The sequence below is a fragment of the Paenibacillus aurantiacus genome (assembly GCF_042431225.1).
In the GTDB taxonomy this organism is placed as follows: Bacteria; Bacillota; Bacilli; order Paenibacillales; family Paenibacillaceae; genus Paenibacillus_Z; species Paenibacillus_Z aurantiacus.
The window spans coordinates 1-17,473 of sequence record NZ_JBHMDO010000018.1 but is presented as its reverse complement, the minus strand read 5'-3'; the positions used below and the strand labels follow the sequence as shown (position 1 = coordinate 17,473).

The window sequence follows — 17,473 nt, the reverse complement described above, 5'->3', positions numbered from 1 at the left end:
ATCCATCTTTCCTCTTCTCTAATCTCGCTTGAGCGGCATTATCCGGCTGTGGCCGAACCGCCCGCTGCGCCTTCGCTCTTCCTCGATCGGGCATATTCCATCGCATGCAAAATTGCGGGTATGAGCACGATCGCGACGATCATCCAGAGGTAGGGAACGTCTCGCCCGGCGGAATCTTCGACATAGCCTTCGCCGATAATGCGTAGCTCGCCGCTCCCGCCGGCGATATCGACGAACCGGTCTCCGCCGTCCTTCTTCCAATCCTCCGTGCTGACGATGACGCCGACCTTGCGATACTCGCCAGGCAGCTTGATGACGGCTACCTTACCGAATTCATCCTCTCCGGTAAAGGCGTAACGTTCCCCGTTCTGCCCTTCGCCCCATACCCACAGACTCCATTCGGTGGCGTCGCCTTCCTTCTGCTTGTAATGGACCGTCAACGTAGTCTCAGCTTCTGAATTCGCGGCGGCGGGGATAAGCCCCATCCAGCCGCTTAATACGCTCAACATCAGCGCAATGCGCAATCCTCGCGCCCACAAGTTCCGTTTCACGAGACTACCACCTTTGCTTGCATAATTTCCTCCAGCACCCGATCGAACGCGATCGATTGCGCGTTGTACATCTCGGTCAGCTCGCGCGAGACTTCTAGCCGGAAGGCATCGAACGCCGGATTGCTATGCACGGCGAAGCTTGCCCGGTTCGCATCGGCGACGCCATACCAATGCGCCAGCCGGTCGACGGCCTTCTTCGTCTCCGCGATGAGCGGCGAGAGGCGCTCAAGCTCCACGAGCGTGGACATATCCAGCAGAAAGTCCCGGAGAAACACGTATTTATATTTCAAATTATTCAAGATCACGAGCGAGAACGCGGCAGCTTCGACGCTTCCTTCGGCCTCGTCGAACGTTTTGGCGGTCTCCAGCAGCGAGTCCAGTCCGAATAGTCTGATTTGGCCATGTTCGACACTCCGGCGAGAACCGCCGCTCCCATGCACGGCGCAATATTGTTCCAACAGCTCCATACCAAGCTCCCTGGCCGGCTGCGGCACATAATGCTCCAGCTTGACGTCGATGACCGTGTTGCCCGCATTTTTCCATTTGATCGCGGGATCCGCCTGTATGAACGCCATCTCCTTTACGCCGGCGAACGAACGTCTTAAGTCGGTTTCCTCTACCGTGCCGAAATAATTGAACGACGAGTCATACACGACGAATCCGTGATCCGTGCGGTCGACCACGACGAACATATGGGCATGCGGCGCTTCATGTCCCCGCCCGTCATCGAGCGCTTCGCGTTCCCGCAACATGCCTGCGAATGTCTCTTCGTCCATCATATAATCCTTGCAATAACTGACATAATAAGAGCTCCCCATCATAACGACCAGCTCGCCGGCCGCAAGCCGCGCCTCGCACCATGCAAGCCCTTCGTCCACCGTCGCGAAGACCGTCATGTTCGAGCGCACGCCGAACCGGGTCGCCAGCTGGAACTCGCCATATGAACAGACGTCGGCGAATTTCAAGCGGCTGACTGGCCCGCCGTCGTCCGGATGACCATAGGTGAATAGAGCAAGCCCGTCTCCGATGGGCAAGAAGCTTCTTGGAATCTGGCAGCCGTACTCGTGCGTCAGCTTCGCATAAATTGCTCCTAGATAGCAGGGATAATAATAGGGCACGTTCAGGTCCGGTTCCCGGAAAGAAGCATTGTATCGCCGAACGGGCGGAGCGCTATAATCAGCCGCAAGCGATGAAGAATCCGGCAGACGATCCGCAGCCGGGGCGTCTTCGATCCGCATCCGGCCTGCAACCGCGCGGAGCGTGCGGTATTGGAGCATCTCCCGAAGCGATAGCCCCAGCCGCGACTCGCTTGCCTTGGCGACGACCTGCACCGCTTGCAGCGAATCCCCGCCCAGCTCGAAGAAGTCGTCTTCCGGGCCGACCTTCTCTATGCCAAGCGTTGCCCGCCAGATGGAAGCAAGCGCCGCTTCCGCCCTCGTCAGCGCAGCGCCTTCGCTCCCCTGCCCGCCGCGGCCTGCGCCCGGTGCGGGAAGCCGCTTCCGATCGATCTTGCCGTTGACGCTCACGGGCATCGATGGCACTTGAATAAAGTGAGCGGGCACCATGTACGCCGGGAGCAGTCCTGCAGCATGCTGCCGGAACGCGTCAGCCGTCAGCTCGCGGTCCGCCGTGTAATACGCGCATAACGCTTTATGTCCATTCGGGCCTGTATAGACGTCGACGAGAACCTCCTTCGCCGCGGCATGTCGCCTCAGCTGAACCTCCACCTCGCCAAGCTCGATACGATACCCGCGAATTTTCACCTGATTGTCCGCCCGTCCGAGGAAAATCATCGTCCCATCCGGCAGCCATTTGGCCAAATCGCCGGTCCGGTACATCACGGCGCCCGGTTCCGAAGCGAATGGATCACGGACGAACCGTTCGGCCGTCAGCGCGGCATCCGTATAGCCGGAAGCCAGACATGCGCCGCCGATGTACAGCTCTCCCGGGACGTGACAAGGGCGCGGCGCAAGCTGCCCATCCAGAATATAGTAGCGGGCGTTCTGGATCGGTCTCCCGTACGGAATACTCGCCCAGTCGGGATCGACCTGACGGATCGGATAATAATTCGACCACACGGTCGCCTCCGTCGCCCCGCCGAGACCGACGACTTCCGCACGCGTGAAATACTGCCTGACCGCATCAGGAAGCGTAAGCGGAATCCAATCGCCGCTGAGCAAGACCAGGCGCAAGCTAGGCGCTTCTTCGCGCGGGAGCTCGCCAGGCCGCATGAACGGCACCAGCTGCTGGAGCGCCGCCGGCGCGGAGTCCCAGATCGTAATCGGCTCGTCGCGGAGGATCGTAAGCAGCCCTTCCGGATCTTTGACCTCGTCGTCCGACGCCATGCGGATCGTCCCGCCTACTGCCAGCAGGCCGAATATATCGAAGACGGATAGATCGAAGCTTAGCGGCGTCAAGAAGAGAATGCGATCCCCAGGGCCAATCCGGTGCTCGCGCGTCACCCATTCGAGCAAATTGACGACCGGCTTGTGACGGACAACGACGCCCTTGGGCGTGCCTGTCGAACCGGAGGTGAAGATGACATAAGCTTCGTGATCCGGCCCAGCGCCAGAATCTACGTTCAACGCCGGCTGCCGGTCGACGTGATAAGCGGTCCAAGTGCGTTTGCGTTTAGGTTGTCGCGGCGACGCGCCCTCTTCCTCCGATCCGGCTTTCCGGATCTGGACATCGTAGCGGTAGCCGAGCTCGTTGCGGAAGCCCTCCGTCCGGTGAAGCACCTCGACCTCCGCGATCCGTCCGTGTTCCGCGCGCAAGTCCTCGAAATAACGCTCATCGAAATACAGCTCGTAGTCCGGCGCGATTCGTACGCCGTCCCCCTGTTCGCTTGCCCAAAATGCCTCCAGGCTGCCGCGGAACTCGTCTTTCCGGCGCAAATCCATCAGATCGGCGACAAGCAGCGTGCCGCCCGGCTTGAGAATGCGCAGCGATTGCTCCACGACTTGCTCGAAATACGCGTACCCGGGGAAAAATTGCGCCGTACTCGCGAGCAGGACAAGATCCAGACTTTCCGCTTCGAACGCGTCCAGCTCATGAGCGAAACCCTCGATCCATTCCGTATTCCCAAGCCCCGTCTCCGCCGCGATCGAACGGTTATGCGCCAGCGCCTTCGCGGATGGATCAAGCCCGAAATAGCGGGCGACATGAGGAGCAAGCGCGAAGGCCAACAGGCCTGATCCACAGCCAATCTCGAGCACGCTCGCCGTCCGACCGGATGCCGCAAGCGCAAGCGAGACGACCCGATCGCGATACTCGGCGACCTCCTCCTCCGCGAAGGGCAGCCCGGTGTAGCTGCTAATGAACCCGCCTCTTGTCACCGAGTTCGTCGATTCTTCGGTCACCCGGTCCCACAGCGCGCGCACCCGCTCCGCCTTCACGGGCTCCGGGCTTACTCTCTCGGTCGCGGCATCCAGACAGATGACGTCCGATAGCGTCTCCATTTTCCATACGAGCTCTTGAAATGGCTGCAGCGCCGAAGACTTGGTCACCAGACAGCGGATGGACAGGGAGGCAAGAATCGAGGCGATTCGCGCCTTCGGGTACCCCGGGTCCAGCGGCACGTAGGCGCCCCCGGCTTTCAAGACAGCCAGCACGGCGATAACCATGTCAACGGAGCGATCCATCAAGATGGCGGCGTAGCGGCCTGGACCTACGCCAATCTCTCTAAGCAAGGACGCAAGCTGGTTCGCCTTGGCGTTCAGTTCCTCGTAGGTGGTCTGCGTGCCGCCGGCCATGACGGCGATCTCGTCGGGACGCGCAGCAGCCTGGGCTTCGAACAGCGCGTGTATCGTACAGTCGTCGCGATATGGCGCTCGGGTATCGTTGAAGTCATACAGCAGCCGAGTTCGTTCCTCGTCAGTCGTCAACCGGAGAGCGGACAGCGGCATCTCCGGATGCAGGAGCAGCAGCTCCACCGCGAGCAGGAAGCCTTCGCCATAGCCGCTCATCGCCTGCTCTTCATAGATCGCTTCATTGTAATGAATTGCAAGGGCCATCCCCTCGCTTCCCGGCTCGAAGACGAACGCGACTTCGCTACCGCCGTCCAAGAGCGCCTCAATCTCCATCTCCGGATGCACGCCCATCATGCCGAACGCAATCGCGATTGTTGCTCCAGCTTCGGAATTAGCGCCGCTTCCCATATCCATGGAGAACCGCTGATGCCGATAGCAATCCGTCAATGCCCGTTTCGCCTGAGCGAGTGCCTCCCGGAACGATTGCTCCGGCCGAAGCCGATTTCGAACGAATAGCCTCGCGCCGGATGTGCCGCGCTCTTCCTCGCTCCGTCCATATGCCGGGACGGCGATCGGAATATCCTCCTGCTCCGTCAGCCGGCTGATCCATGACTGACCGGCCGCGAGCAGCACCGTGAACAGGCCCAGACCGCTCCCTTTGGCGACTTGGGTTAGCCGGTGCGCAAGCTCAGGGGGCACCGCCACTCTCCGTTCGGCGCTCGAGAATCCTCTCGACTGCGCTTTTTGTCCCGGGAGCGCGACGCGGGGCATGCCTCCGGACCATTGCTCCGTCCAATAAAGTTCGTCCGCTTCCCGATTATCCTCCGTAATCCTTCGATTCTCGTTCACTCTCGCATCCTCCTTCGTCCCGCTCGGGCGGGACGGTTACAAGTCAAAATCCAAATCCAGCTCCCGCTCCAGACGTTCAAGGCGCATTCGCTCGGCTTGCCGGGCTTCGTCGCACTTGAGCGCCACATCCCCCAATCTGAACTGCCTCTCCATCGTCATCCGGGAATAGATCGTCCGCAGATCGTCGGCCATTCGGAGCGCTGTCTCCCGCTTGAACAGCGAGCTTCGATATTCCAGCTTCAGAAGAAGGGCGTCCCCTTCCTCCTCCGCCCAGAGCGTCAGATCGAATTTGACCGGCTGCATCCGAAGCGTAAGCGTCTTAATCGCGAGTCCGTCCGCCTCGATCTGCGCCCTATCCATGTTCTGCAGCGCGAAGGACGCGTCGAACAACGGATTTCGTCCGAAATTCCGCTGCAACCCCAGCTTGCCAACAAGCGCGTCGAACGGATATTCCTGATGCTCCAGCGCCTCGATGACCGTGTCCTTCACATTGACCAAATAATCGGAGAAAGCAAGGTGCTCGATCGGCTTGATCCGCATGGGCAGCATATTAATGAACATCCCGATCAGCTCTTGCAGATCGGCGTGACGGCGGCCGGCGACGGGCGTGCCGACGACGATGTCGTCCTGGCCGGCGTAACGGGCAAGCAGCAGCGCATATCCCGACAGCAGCACGGTATAGAGCGTCGTGCCAGCCGTTGCGGCCAATTCCCGCAGTGCGGCTGTATGCTCAGCCGGAATCTCCCAGCAGACCGAGTCCCCGATATGATCCACCAGATCGGCAGAGCGAGCATAGTCCGTCGGCAGGCTAAGAGGCTTAATAGGGGGACGGAAGCGCTGAAGCCAATACGTCTCCTGTTCGTGCATCCCGCCTTCCGCGAGTCGGGCCGACTGCCAGCTGGCATAATCCTTGTACTGCAGCGGAAGCAATGGCAGGCTCGCTGCCTCTCCTTCGTAATAAGCAAGCAAATCGCGAATGAAGACGGATATCGAAATGCCGTCGGCGAGCAAATGATGGATATCCAGCAGCAATACATGACGCGAGATCGAATATCGCAAGACGCGTACCCGCAGCAGCGGCGCACGGCCGGGATCGAACGGGCGGAGGAAGCGGCCTAGCGCTGTCTGCCAGGATGATTCGCTATACTCGTCCTCCCTCGCATCCTCCTGCTCCAGCTCGAGTTGCACGTGCGCATGGACGTATTGCACCGGCTCGCCGGCTTCGAGACCGAATGAGGTCCGCAATATTTCATGTCGCCCGGCCAGGTCCCGGAAGGCTCGCTTCAGCCGCTCGGCATCAAGCGCCCCTTCAATGACCAGAGCCGCAGGCAAATTGTAAGCGACGGAGCCAGGGTCGAACCGGCTCATCACGAACAGCCTTCTCTGCGCAGGCGCAACCGGATAATACGGTCTCACGCCCGCCGGAGGTATCGCCTCACCGCCTATATCGCCAGCAAGCGAATCGATCCGCCGTGCCATCTCGCGCAGCGTCGGCTGCGCCATGAAGTCGCGGAGCGTCAGCTGCACGCCGAAACGGCGGTGAATGTCCGCGATAAGCCGAGCAGCGCGAAGCGAATGGCCCCCGGCTTCGAAGTAGTTCGTGTCCGGACCGCAGACGCAGCCGCCGAGCGCCTGGCTCCACAATCGCGACAACTCGAGCTCAGTGTCTGTGGCGAGAGGCGCAAAGGTTTCAACGCGCGTCTTGGTCTTATCCGGCAAAGCGGCCAGGTCGACTTTGCCGTTAACCGTCAAGGGCAAGCGATCCAGCGTGATGAAGGATGAAGGGATCATGTACGCAGGCAGCGTGTCGGACAACCAGACTTTCATTCGCGATGGTTCAATCGGTTCGGCTGCTGCCAGATAAGCGCAGAGCGACTCGTCGCCGTTCGTCGATCGCTCCGCGATCACGGCAGCCTCCGTAATAGCCGGATGCCGGAGGAGAGCGTTCTCGATCTCCCCGGTCTCGATGCGGAACCCGCGGATCTTGATCTGATGATCGATCCGGCCCATATATTCAAGGTTGCCGTCCGGCAGCCACCTGGCGTAATCGCCAGAGCGGTACATGGTCTCGCCCGCTCGATACGGGTTCGGGACGAACTTCTCGGCCGTCAATTCTTCTCGCCCGAGATAGCCGAGCGCCACGCCTCGGCCGCCGATATACAGTTCCCCCATCACGCCGATCGGCTGCTCCTGACCGTCCGGCCCTAAAACATACAGCTCAGCGTGCGCGATCGGCCTGCCGATAGGCACCGTATGCCGGATCTCCTCCGCCTTAGAGGCGGCCGATTCCTCTGCCTCCGCACCCGCTAACCAGATCGAGGCGCACACCGTCGCTTCCGTCGGACCGTAGGCGTTCGCATAAGTAGCCGCTTGCTCCCACCGCCGCGCCAGCGCGGGATTCGACGATGAGCCCGCCGTAATAAGCAGCCTCAGCAACGGCAGACGTTCAGGGACAAGATGCTCGGCGAATATCGGAGGCAGCGTGGCGACCGTTATGCCAGCCTCGTTCATATATGCGGTGAACCGTTCGTAGTCCTCCAGCGCTCCGGGCGGCGGCAGATGCAGTTCCGCGCCGTTAAACAGCGCCATCGCCAGTTCCCAGACGGACGCGTCGAACGAGGCGCTCGCGAATTGAAGCACCCGGTCTTTCGCCGTGATGCGAAGCGTATGCCGAAATAACGCATCCAAATTGGCGAATCCGCGGTGAGCAACCACAACGCCCTTGGGTTTGCCTGTTGAACCCGACGTGTAGATGACGTAAGCAGGGCTATCGGCCGATACGTCCGCTTGAACATCGATCGCTCCGGCATTAGCGTTCTCGTCTTGAATCGGATTAGCGACTGGCGTGTCATCCTTCGAACGACTCTCCGTTCCCTCTTGGAAGGCTGCGTCGAAGACAATCGTCTCCCCGCGATAGCAGAGGCGCTCTGCGCCAGCTGCTCCGGTCAGCAGAATCGCGGCCCCGCTGTCCTCCAGCATATAAGTCAGGCGAGCATCGGGATAGGATGGATCGAGCGGTAAGTAGGCGCTGCCAGTCTTCAGTACCGCCAGCACGGCAACCGCGAGTCCAACGGACCGTTCCATCAGAATTCCGACGATGGATCCGGCTCCGGCGCCTCGCTCCCGCAGGCGCACAGCGAGTAAGTCGGCTCGCTCGTTAAGCTCGCCATACGTCAACTTCTCCCGTTCGCTTACCACGGCGATTCGTCCGTAGTCCAACTTCGATTGCTTCTCAATCAGCCGGTGCATGAGCACTGGCCCTTCGACGTCGTCCTGACAAGGGGAGAACGTCGACCGGATGAGCGCCGCATCCCGTTGTCGCGCCGGCTGGATCGACCCGATCGTTCCATCGGGGGCGGCCGTCATCTGCTCCAGCACGTGCAGGAAAACATCCGCAAGTGTATCGATGCTCTGCTCGCCATATAGAGAGGCATCGCAGCTCAGCGTTCCCTCCAGTCCCTCCGTCGTGCGGGTCGCCGAGAAGACAAGCGCATGCGTATCCGTCTGCCACGCGGCGGAATCATCATGGATATTGGTCAGCCCGCATACGACCCGGTCATATGGATGCGGATGCGCCCCTTCCTCGCCGCTCGCCAGAGCGATCGGATAATGCTGATGCCGGTAAGCCGCCGCCAGTTTGCGGTTCGTCTCCTTCAGCAGCTCCTTGACGGTCATGCCTGGGCTCAGTCTGCATGCGATGGGAAGAAGACCGTTCGCCCGAGACTCGCCGAAGCCGCCGTATTCGGGAACGCCGAGGACGAAATCGACGCCGCCCCCGTATTTGTACACCACGACCGCAAGCGCGGACGCGAGGATAGCATGCAGCAGCGTATCTTCCCCTCTCGCCAGCGCGATGAGGTCCTGGGCCACGCCATCCGGCCAGCCGAGCCGTACTGTTCGGCGGCTGCTTCGCGAAGCGCCATCCCCGCGGTCCGGACGAATAGCAGCCGGCACAGGAAGGTTCGACAGCTCAGCCAACCAATAGCGTCTTGCTTCCTCGTCTTCATCACGTTCAAGTTCCAATGCGAACCCGTGTATGCTCGGCTCACCGATCCCCATTCCATTCGTCCTCCTAGAAATCAAATTCCGCAAACACGGTCTCTTTGCGCGCGCGAATGTCCGTCTCCTCAAGTCTGCGCCGTGCCTTAGCGCCCGTGAACATTTCTTCAAGCGCAAAATCATCCGTCGCCACAGCATGACGCAGCAGCCGAACGTATTTCTCCGTCCATTCGGTCATGTCCCGATGTTCGAATCTCGATGTCCGGTACTCCAGCGCGAACGCGAGTCCCTCCCTTGTCTCCCAAGACTGAAGCGCCATGTCGAACTTCGCGATGCCAAAATCAAATGGATGCGGGCGCAGGGACGCGTCGCCAAAGCGAAGCACGGGAGGTGTCGTATTTTGATGGATATACATGACATCGAGAATCGCGGGGCTGTTATCCGCCCCGGCGTCGCCTGACATGGTATCGGCCAGCCGCTCGAACGGGTACTCCTGAAAGGCTAACGCCTCGCGGGCATCCGCCTTGACTTCGGCAAGGAACTGCCTGAACGTTTTGCCCGCGGAAGGCCGCTGGCGCAGCGGCAGCGTATTGACGAACATGCCGATCAGCGGCTCCAGCTCCACGCGGGTGCGCCCCGCAACAGCCGTACCGACGATGAGATCGTCCTGCCCCGAGCGTTCAGCCAGCAGCACTCCGAACACCGCGAGCAGCACCATGAACAGCGTCGTCCCGGTCTCGGCTGCAAGCGCGTTCAACCCCTTGCTTAACGCTGCGTCCGTTTCAAAAAACACCGTTCTCCCTTCGTATTCCGCAGAGCCGAGCCGTTGGCGATGCGGAAGGCGATCCGAAGGGAAGCGGAGCCGAGGCGCTGGATGGGCGAATCGCGATTGCCAGTAACGTTCGTGAGCGAGCAGCGCGCCCGACTCGATCCTGCTCGATTGCCATGCCGCATAGTCCTTGTATTGAATGCGTAGCGGCGGCAGATCATCGCCTGCGTAGAGAGTCGCGAGCTCACCGGTAAGCTTCCCGATTGAGTAGCCGTCGGAGATGATGTGATGCATGTCGAACAGCAGCAGCCTTCTGCCTTCCGGCGTCGTCAGCATCCCGATCCTCAGCAGCGGAAGACGGTCGAGCCTGAACGGCCTAACGAACGAACGGACGGCCGATTCGATCCCGCTCTCATCGATTTGCAATCGCTCGAAGACCGGCTCCGCATCGGCATGAATGCGCTGGACGATCTCGCCGTCCTGCCAGCCGAAGGTCGTGCGCAGCGATTCATGGCGGGCGAAGAGCGTCCTCAGCGCGTCGATGAAGCGCGCTTCCTCCACTTCGCCTTCGATCTCCAACAGCGCCGGCATGTTGTAGCCGATATTGTCGTCGTGCAGCTCGCTTAGGATGAACAATCTTCTCTGCGCGGAGGAAGCCGGATACGGACCGCTTCCTTCGATAGGCTTGATCCGATCCGGTAAGCTTAACGTATGTCGCCGGATCTCATCCGCTAACGCCCCGACGGTCGGCGCAGTGAACACCTGAGCCGGCTGCAGGTCCATGCCGAAGGCCGATCCCAACTGCGCGGCCAGCTGAACGGCCGACAAGGAGTGGCCGCCTAGCGCGAAGAAATCATCGGTCTCCCCCGGCCGCACGCCGAGTAGACCCTCCCACAGTTCCGCGATGGTCTCCTCGATCGCGCGGGTGTCGCTTGCAGCATCGATCGTCTTTGGCTCAACATGCTGTTCACCGCTTACCGAACATCCGCCGCTCTCTCGCGGAGCCGGTACGCGCTTGGTTTCTACCCAGCAGCGCACATTATCGAAGACATACGTCGGCAAATGCAGCCTCCTGCGTCTTTCCGAGCCGTATAGCTGTTCCCACGGAATGTCTGCGCCCTCCTCATAGAGCTGCCCCAAGCGTTCAAGCCGCTCCTTGCCCAACGCTGCGAAGCCTTCTCTTGCCGCTTGCCCGATCAACTCGCGGGCCGGCTCGACAGGCGCCACCCGATCGGGCGACCCGCCAGTCGCACCCCTCTCGACGTACCGGGATGCGGCAACCTGGCGCAGCATACGGATCAGCTCTTCCGTATCCGATACCACGTATGCCAGCCGATGTTCGAAGTGGCTTCGGCCCGTGCTCGCCGTGTAGCAAATATCCGCGAGGTTGAGCTCTTGATGGCCGGGCTGTGCTAGAAATTCGGCGTAAGCACCCGCAGACCGGGCTAGCGAATCAGCGCTTCGGGCGGACAACACGAATAGACAAGCTTCCGCGTCCACGCCTGCAGCCTGCGGCTCATCTTGCATTAACGGCGCTTCCTCCAGAACGACGTGACAGTTGGTCCCGCTCAATCCGAAGGCGCTAACCCCGCATCTTCGCGGCGTTAGCCCGCTCGGCCACGGCGCCAGTCGATCGTTCACGTAGACAGGTGATTCGATGAAATCGATATGTCGATTGGGCCGGTTAAAATGCAGGCTCGGCGGCAGCTCCTTATGGTGAAGCGCCAGCGCCGCCTTCACGAGACCTGCGATGCCCGCCGCATGATCGAGGTGGCCGATGTTCGTCTTGACCGAGCCAATCGCGCAGAACTGCGCGTTATCCGTGAACCGTCTGAATGCGCGGCTTATGCCCTCGATTTCGATAGGATCGCCCAGCTTGGTGCCTGTTCCATGGGCTTCAATATACGAGACGGTCGCCGGGTCGATGCCGGCGGATAGCCATGCCTGCACGAGCGCCTCCTCCTGCGCCGCCGCGTTCGGAGCGGTGATGCCGGCGGAACTGCCGTCTTGATTCATGGCCGAGCCCTTCACGACCGCATACACCGAATCTCCGTCGGCCAGCGCTCGGGCAAGCGGCTTCAGCAGCACCGCGGCCGTCCCTTCCCCCATTCCGGTTCCTTCCGAAGCGTCGTCGAACGTGCGTGCCCGGCCGTCCTTGGATTCGATTCCGACCCGCATGCCGGTATCGGCCGGCAGCAGCAGCGTCTTGACGCTGCCGGCGATCGCCGTCTCGCAATCGCCGGCGCGGATGGCCTGGCAAGCCAAATGGACCGCCGCAAGGGAAGACGAACAAGCCGTATCTACCGAGAGGGCAGGCCCTTTCAGATCGAGCACGTACGAAATGCGGCTTGCGATCACCGACGTCAAGTTGCCGGGAATGGCGATCGGTATGCCGGAAGGGTCCTCCTGTTCGATGAGCCGCTTGTAATCATGGATGGCGTCTGCCGAACAGCCGATATAGACGCCTGTGCTCGCCCCCTTGAGATTGCCGCCGCCATATCCCGCATCCTCGATCGCGCTCCAGGCCGTCTGCAGGAACAATCGTTGGGCGGGGCTGGTCAGCGCTGCATCGCGCGGCGACATGCGGAAGAAACCCGGATCGAACTTGTCGATTTCATTCAAATAAGCCCCGTCGAAATAATCGACGTTATCCGGATTTATTCCAATCGCGCTCATGTAGGCGGCCGCATCCGCCGCTCTCGCCGCAGGGAACGGCGCGCATGAATCCTTGCCTTCGCGCAGGTTGCGCCAGAACTGGGTAATATCATTGGCATCCGGCATGCGGACGCCGATCCCGATGATCGCGATATCCCGCGGCGATATCTCTTCACGAGATTCCTCCGTCTCTGTCTCTTCCGCATCATCGTCCGCATGGAACCGAAAGCCCGTTACATCCAACATTCGCGTCTCCTCCTTTCTCTTGAGCCGACCCTTGCATCATACGCTTGCTTGCGCGGTTCCTTCGAAGACGCCAGGGGACCTCGGTTGCGCCGGTGCTTCCAATGGACGCTGCTTCCAGAGACGAATCATGAAGAATAAGACAGAAGCCGAGCTGATCATGATGACGACAACGTGAGCCGCGCCGAATTCGAGCCCGAACGCAGAAATGCCGTGCCAGGAGGCATAGTAGGTGCCGAACAGTCCGATTTGAGCCACGATCGGCGCCCAAATCGACCGGTACCAAACATACAGTAAGCCGAAAATGACCGTCCCCATGCCGCCATAGACCGTAAGCGCCGGATCCCACTGGAAGAACAGCAAGCCGTAGACGAGCGCATCCAGCGCCAGCGCCGCCGCGAGCGGCATCCCGGCGTGGAACGCGTTCAAGATTAAGCCGCGGAACAAGATCTCTTTGTACACGGAGTGGACGAGCAGAAAGACAAGAAATGTCAGCAATGGTCCTCCTACCAACGAGTTAAACAACGTGTCGAACTGAGGGAACGTATCTTCTACGATCGGGATTTTGGAGACGCCCATAACCCACAAGCCCATCGACACGGACAGCGCGCCGATCTGGGCGATCGTGCGGCCATCAATACGGGAGAAGCGGCAGTGCGCCAGCAGAGGCGCCTTGCGGTAACGGCTAAGGATGAACATGTAGATGGGCACCGCAACCAAATCATTCAAGTCAAGCGCCCACAAATTGTTCAATCCGTCATTCAGCCACGGCCGGATCGCCTCAATACGGGTCAGCACTTGGGACCAAACATAGATAACGCCGTTCAACACCGCATAGTAGATTGCAATATATACGCCTGCCCAGGCAATCGCCCGAGCTATTCGCTCCACCTTGCCCCCTGCATTCGCGTGTTTGCCGCCATGGCGATAGATCAGGAACAAGCCCAGCAGCACGCAGGCAGATCCGATCAGCAGCAGAAGGAACGCAATGGCGGAATGCGCGCTGCCTAGCGCGTCAATAACGTCCGCCTCCTTGGCGCTCACGATTCCAATATTGAGCGTGGCGGCCGCAATCGCGGTCGACCAGACCGACCCGGTCTTGACATACAGGTAACTGTAGAACAGCGCCAGGACGAACGCGGTGAAGCTGATGGTTAGATTCGGTTGGAAATAGGCATAGACGAGTGCATGCGCGGCGAAAGCGGCTGGCATCGGAAGCCCGCGCAGCAGCTCGCCGAATAGGATGCCGCGGAAAAATATCTCCTCGAACAGCACGCCGATCACGCCGGCGCCCAGCACCGCAAATATAAACGCATCCGACTTCGAGAATACGTTAACGTAATCATGAAGCTGAGCAAGCGTCCCGTCCGGCAGCAGCGGCAGCTCCATCAGGCCGAAGAAGAACAGCGCGCAGCCGGCGCCGAGCGCAATCGATCCTCCTACCTCGCCTGCGCTGAGTCTTCTGTATTTGACGGCATCTAGCAGCCGGCGCGGCTCGCTCTTCCAGATGCGGCCGCGGATGCGGGCCATGAGCGCGAGCAGCAGATAGATCTCGCAAGCTACGACGATCAGCAGCGCCGGCGGATTGTTGTCCAATAGTCGCTTCAGCTCTCCGCTTCGGGAAGCAATCCAGTCCGTCGCTCGGAACGCCAGCTGTGTCGCGCCCACATACAAAATAAGGTTGAGCGCCATTCGTACGTATTTCAAACCCATAATTCCCCTTCTTTCCGGTTATGTCGCCGCTGGCATGCGCGCAATCGGTCCTTCCGTTCACGCTCGCCGATCCCCTTAGTCAACAGGATGGCGTCCAGCAGTTCAAGCGCTTGCCGCGCGTCGGCATCCGACGGCGCCTCTCCCGAGCGCTCCGCTTGCAGAAGCATCGACTCGATCGCCCGGTAAGGCCGGACGACGCCCTCGGCATAAGCCTGCCTGTCGTCATTCGCGTTGCGCGTCGACACGGCGGCCGCCAGGCAGGCTTCCAACACCCGGCGGTTCGCGTCGGCGTCCGGCAGACTCCTCCGCGGCGAACCGGCGATCCGGGTATGATCAGCCGGATCATCGAACGCGAGCGAGACGATAGCCGGATCGTCCTCCTTTGCCAAATTGGCGAGCGTGCGATTGGGACCGGAATCGATGAGTACATCTACGCCACACCGCTTGAGACAACCGATCGCCTTCGTCCAGCGCACGGGCTCGGTCATTTGTCGCACCAAGGTGTTAACGATCTCCTCTGCTCCGCCTGCATACGGTGCACCCGTCACGCTCGAGACGACGGGCAATCGCGGCGTCTTGAATTCGCGCTCACGCACTCTCAGCGCGGCTTCCAGCTTGCTCGCGGCGCCGGCCATGAGCGGGCTGTGGAACGCCGCGCCTACCTTCAGCGGAATCGTCCTTGCGCCGACTGTCTCGAGCTGCCAAGCGGCATCGCGCAGGAGGGATGTTGTGCCGGACAAAACGAATTGACGCGTGCTGTTGCAGCAGGCAAGCGCCAAATCTCGGCCCCATTCCGGTCGTCCCGAGAACAGCGATTCGATCGTCGATTGATCCAGGCCGCTCACCGCAAGCATGCCTCCCTGCCGGTCCGCGGAGGCTTCTTCCATGAGCAAGCCTCTGTGCCTGACCAGAAGAAGCGCGGTGGCGAACGGAATGGCTCCGGCGCACGCAAGCGCGGTATATTCCCCCAAGCTATGTCCGGCCAGCGCGATAGGAGCGCCCTCCATCTTCTCGGTCCATGCCCGGTAAGCAGCCACGCCGGCCGTCAGAAGCACCGGCTGCGCGACCGATGGCCGGGCGAGCTCCGCCTCTGGCTCTTGCTCGCACATAGCCGCGAGATCGTAGCCCAATGTATCCGATGCTTCCTCGAACGTCTGCCTCACGATGCGATATCGGCTCCTATGGGCGCTGAACATTCCCTTGTACTGCGATCCTTGCCCGGGAAACAAAAAAGCGGCACTCAATGGATCTCCTCCTCCCTCTCCCGCGTCACCGCAGGCTGCGCCGTCCGGCGATCCGCTTGCGCTGCCAGATAAGCGGCGAACTTGAGATAATCGCCGATCAGCGATTGAAGCTTGGTTGTCCGCAGTCTTCTGCCGTCATATGCGAAACGGAACTCGACCTCGTGCGGACGGATGCGCAGGAGCGCCGCCATGTCGAAGGGATGCAGCCCGCTTGGGCTGATCTCCAGCCCGTCTTGAGGCGCGATCAGCGCAAGAACGCCGCGGTCGCCTTTCGGAATGGCGCGTCTTCTCAAGTCCGCGAGCCGGTAGCCGAATGAGCCATTGTCCTCCGCTGCGTCCTGAAGCCGGCTGGCGACGGATGCGAGCAGACCCGCAAAGTCGTCCGGGTTCGACATATGACCCGCGATGTTCGTCAGACGCCCGCCAGGAATGCCGGATTGGACCGAGATCTCCTCGCCGCCAGCGTGCCGGGACAGCACGAACAAGAAGGAAGCGACGAGCAGCGGGTACAGCCCCGTTCCCGCGGATGCCGCAATCGCTCGCAGCCCTTCCACCTTACCGACCGCCAGCTTGGCGTCGAACGTTTGCCATTGACCCGCATCCCTGGCCCCCGCGAAATAGCTTGGCGGGAGCATTAACAGAGCGGCTTCTCGGGCTCTGTCGCCCACGAGCTCCGCCTGAAGATGCTCCGCCAGACTCGATACGGTCGGATATAAGAAGAGATCGGTCAGCTTGAGCGCGCCGGGATATCGGCTCTCTAGCTCGTTGTGCGCGCGGACGAGCAAGAGCGAATGACCGCCGATCTCGAAGAACGGATTGTGCCGCCCGATCCGCTCAGCGCCGAGCAGCTCCCGCCATAGTTCCGCAAGCTCCGCTTCCATCTGCCCGACAGGCGCTTCGTACGCCGCGCGTTCCATCGCGCCGTCCTGCGGCTTCGGCAGCGCTTTGCGGTCTGCCTTCCCGCTTGCGGTCAGCGGCATCGACGACAGCCGCACGAAATACGTCGGCAGCATATACGAAGGCAAGCTTCGGCTAATCCAATCCCGCAGCTCTGCCGCCGTGGCTTCCGCCGAGGCGACGTAATACGCGCACAGCGCCTCCATCCCGGCAGCATCGCTTACTCCGGTCACGATCGCTTCCGTCACCGCTTCGTGCTTCAGCAGCGCCGCTTCAATCTCCCCGGGTTCGATCCGGTTGCCCCGGATCTTGAGCTGGTGGTCGATCCGGCCCAAATACTCCAGCTGCCCACTCTCCGTCCACCTGGCCAAGTCGCCCGTCCGGTACATCCGCTCCCCCGGCTCGAACGGATTCGGGGCGAACTTCTCGCTCGTCAGCTCCGGCCGGTTCACGTATCCCCGCGCCAAGCCGTCCCCGGCAATGCACAGCTCCCCGGCCAGGCCGATCGGCTGCAGCCGATCTCCCGCTCCGACCACGTACAGCCGCGTGTTAGCGATCGGCGCGCCGATCGGCACCGTGTCCAGCATCTCGTATGCCGTGCAATCGAAATGCGTCACGTCCACCGTCGCCTCGGTCGGTCCGTACAGGTTGATCAGACGCGTTCCGTTCGGCTCGTGCAGCAACCGGCGGAACCGCCCAGCCTGCTTCGCCGTCAGCGCTTCGCCGCTCGCGAACGTCTGCGCAAGGCTCGCGATCCGCATGACCTGCTCCGGCCGGCCTTCGACCGCATCCAAGAAGGCGTTC

At 61.1% G+C, this 17,473-nt stretch carries 7 protein-coding genes; all 7 read right to left on the bottom strand.

Features of this window, described 5'->3' with window-relative positions; translation table 11 throughout:
- Nucleotides 1-38: 38 nt before the first annotated feature.
- The gene (locus ACFFSY_RS10925; protein WP_377493727.1) at nt 39-551 is read right to left on the bottom strand and encodes a pullulanase-associated domain-containing protein; all 513 of its coding nucleotides are present in this window, start codon (nt 549-551) and stop codon (nt 39-41) included.
- Nucleotides 548-5,149 (bottom strand): non-ribosomal peptide synthetase, encoded by a 4,602-nt coding sequence (locus tag ACFFSY_RS10920; protein ID WP_377493725.1) that lies wholly within the window; start codon nt 5,147-5,149, stop codon nt 548-550. The genes ACFFSY_RS10925 and ACFFSY_RS10920 overlap by 4 nt, the downstream gene beginning before the upstream one ends.
- A 36-nt stretch (nt 5,150-5,185) precedes the next feature.
- Nucleotides 5,186-9,208: a non-ribosomal peptide synthetase gene (locus ACFFSY_RS10915; RefSeq protein WP_377493723.1), complete on the bottom strand. Its 4,023-nt coding sequence runs from the start codon at nt 9,206-9,208 to the stop codon at nt 5,186-5,188.
- 13 nt (nt 9,209-9,221) lie between these two features.
- The gene (locus tag ACFFSY_RS10910; protein ID WP_377493721.1) at nt 9,222-12,818 is read right to left on the bottom strand and encodes a condensation domain-containing protein; all 3,597 of its coding nucleotides are present in this window, start codon (nt 12,816-12,818) and stop codon (nt 9,222-9,224) included.
- A 36-nt stretch (nt 12,819-12,854) separates the two neighbouring features.
- Nucleotides 12,855-14,522: a type II CAAX endopeptidase family protein gene (locus tag ACFFSY_RS10905; protein WP_377493719.1), complete on the bottom strand. Its 1,668-nt coding sequence runs from the start codon at nt 14,520-14,522 to the stop codon at nt 12,855-12,857.
- Nucleotides 14,519-15,772, bottom strand: a complete 1,254-nt coding sequence (locus ACFFSY_RS10900) for an ACP S-malonyltransferase (protein WP_377493717.1) — start codon at nt 15,770-15,772, stop codon at nt 14,519-14,521. Before ACFFSY_RS10900 ends, ACFFSY_RS10905 begins: the two co-directional genes overlap by 4 nt.
- Nucleotides 15,769-17,473, bottom strand: a 1,705-nt coding sequence (locus ACFFSY_RS10895; RefSeq protein WP_377493714.1) for an AMP-binding protein, incomplete at its 5' end; no start/stop codon positions are given. The genes ACFFSY_RS10895 and ACFFSY_RS10900, both read right to left, overlap by 4 nt.

Excerpts from the sequence above, each read along its gene's own strand:
- ACFFSY_RS10915 (WP_377493723.1), bottom strand. The coding sequence starts at position 9,208 with ATGGGGATCGGTGAGCCGAGCATACACGGGTTCGCATTGGAACTTGAA.
- ACFFSY_RS10910 (WP_377493721.1), bottom strand. The coding sequence starts at position 12,818 with ATGTTGGATGTAACGGGCTTTCGGTTCCATGCGGACGATGATGCGGAA.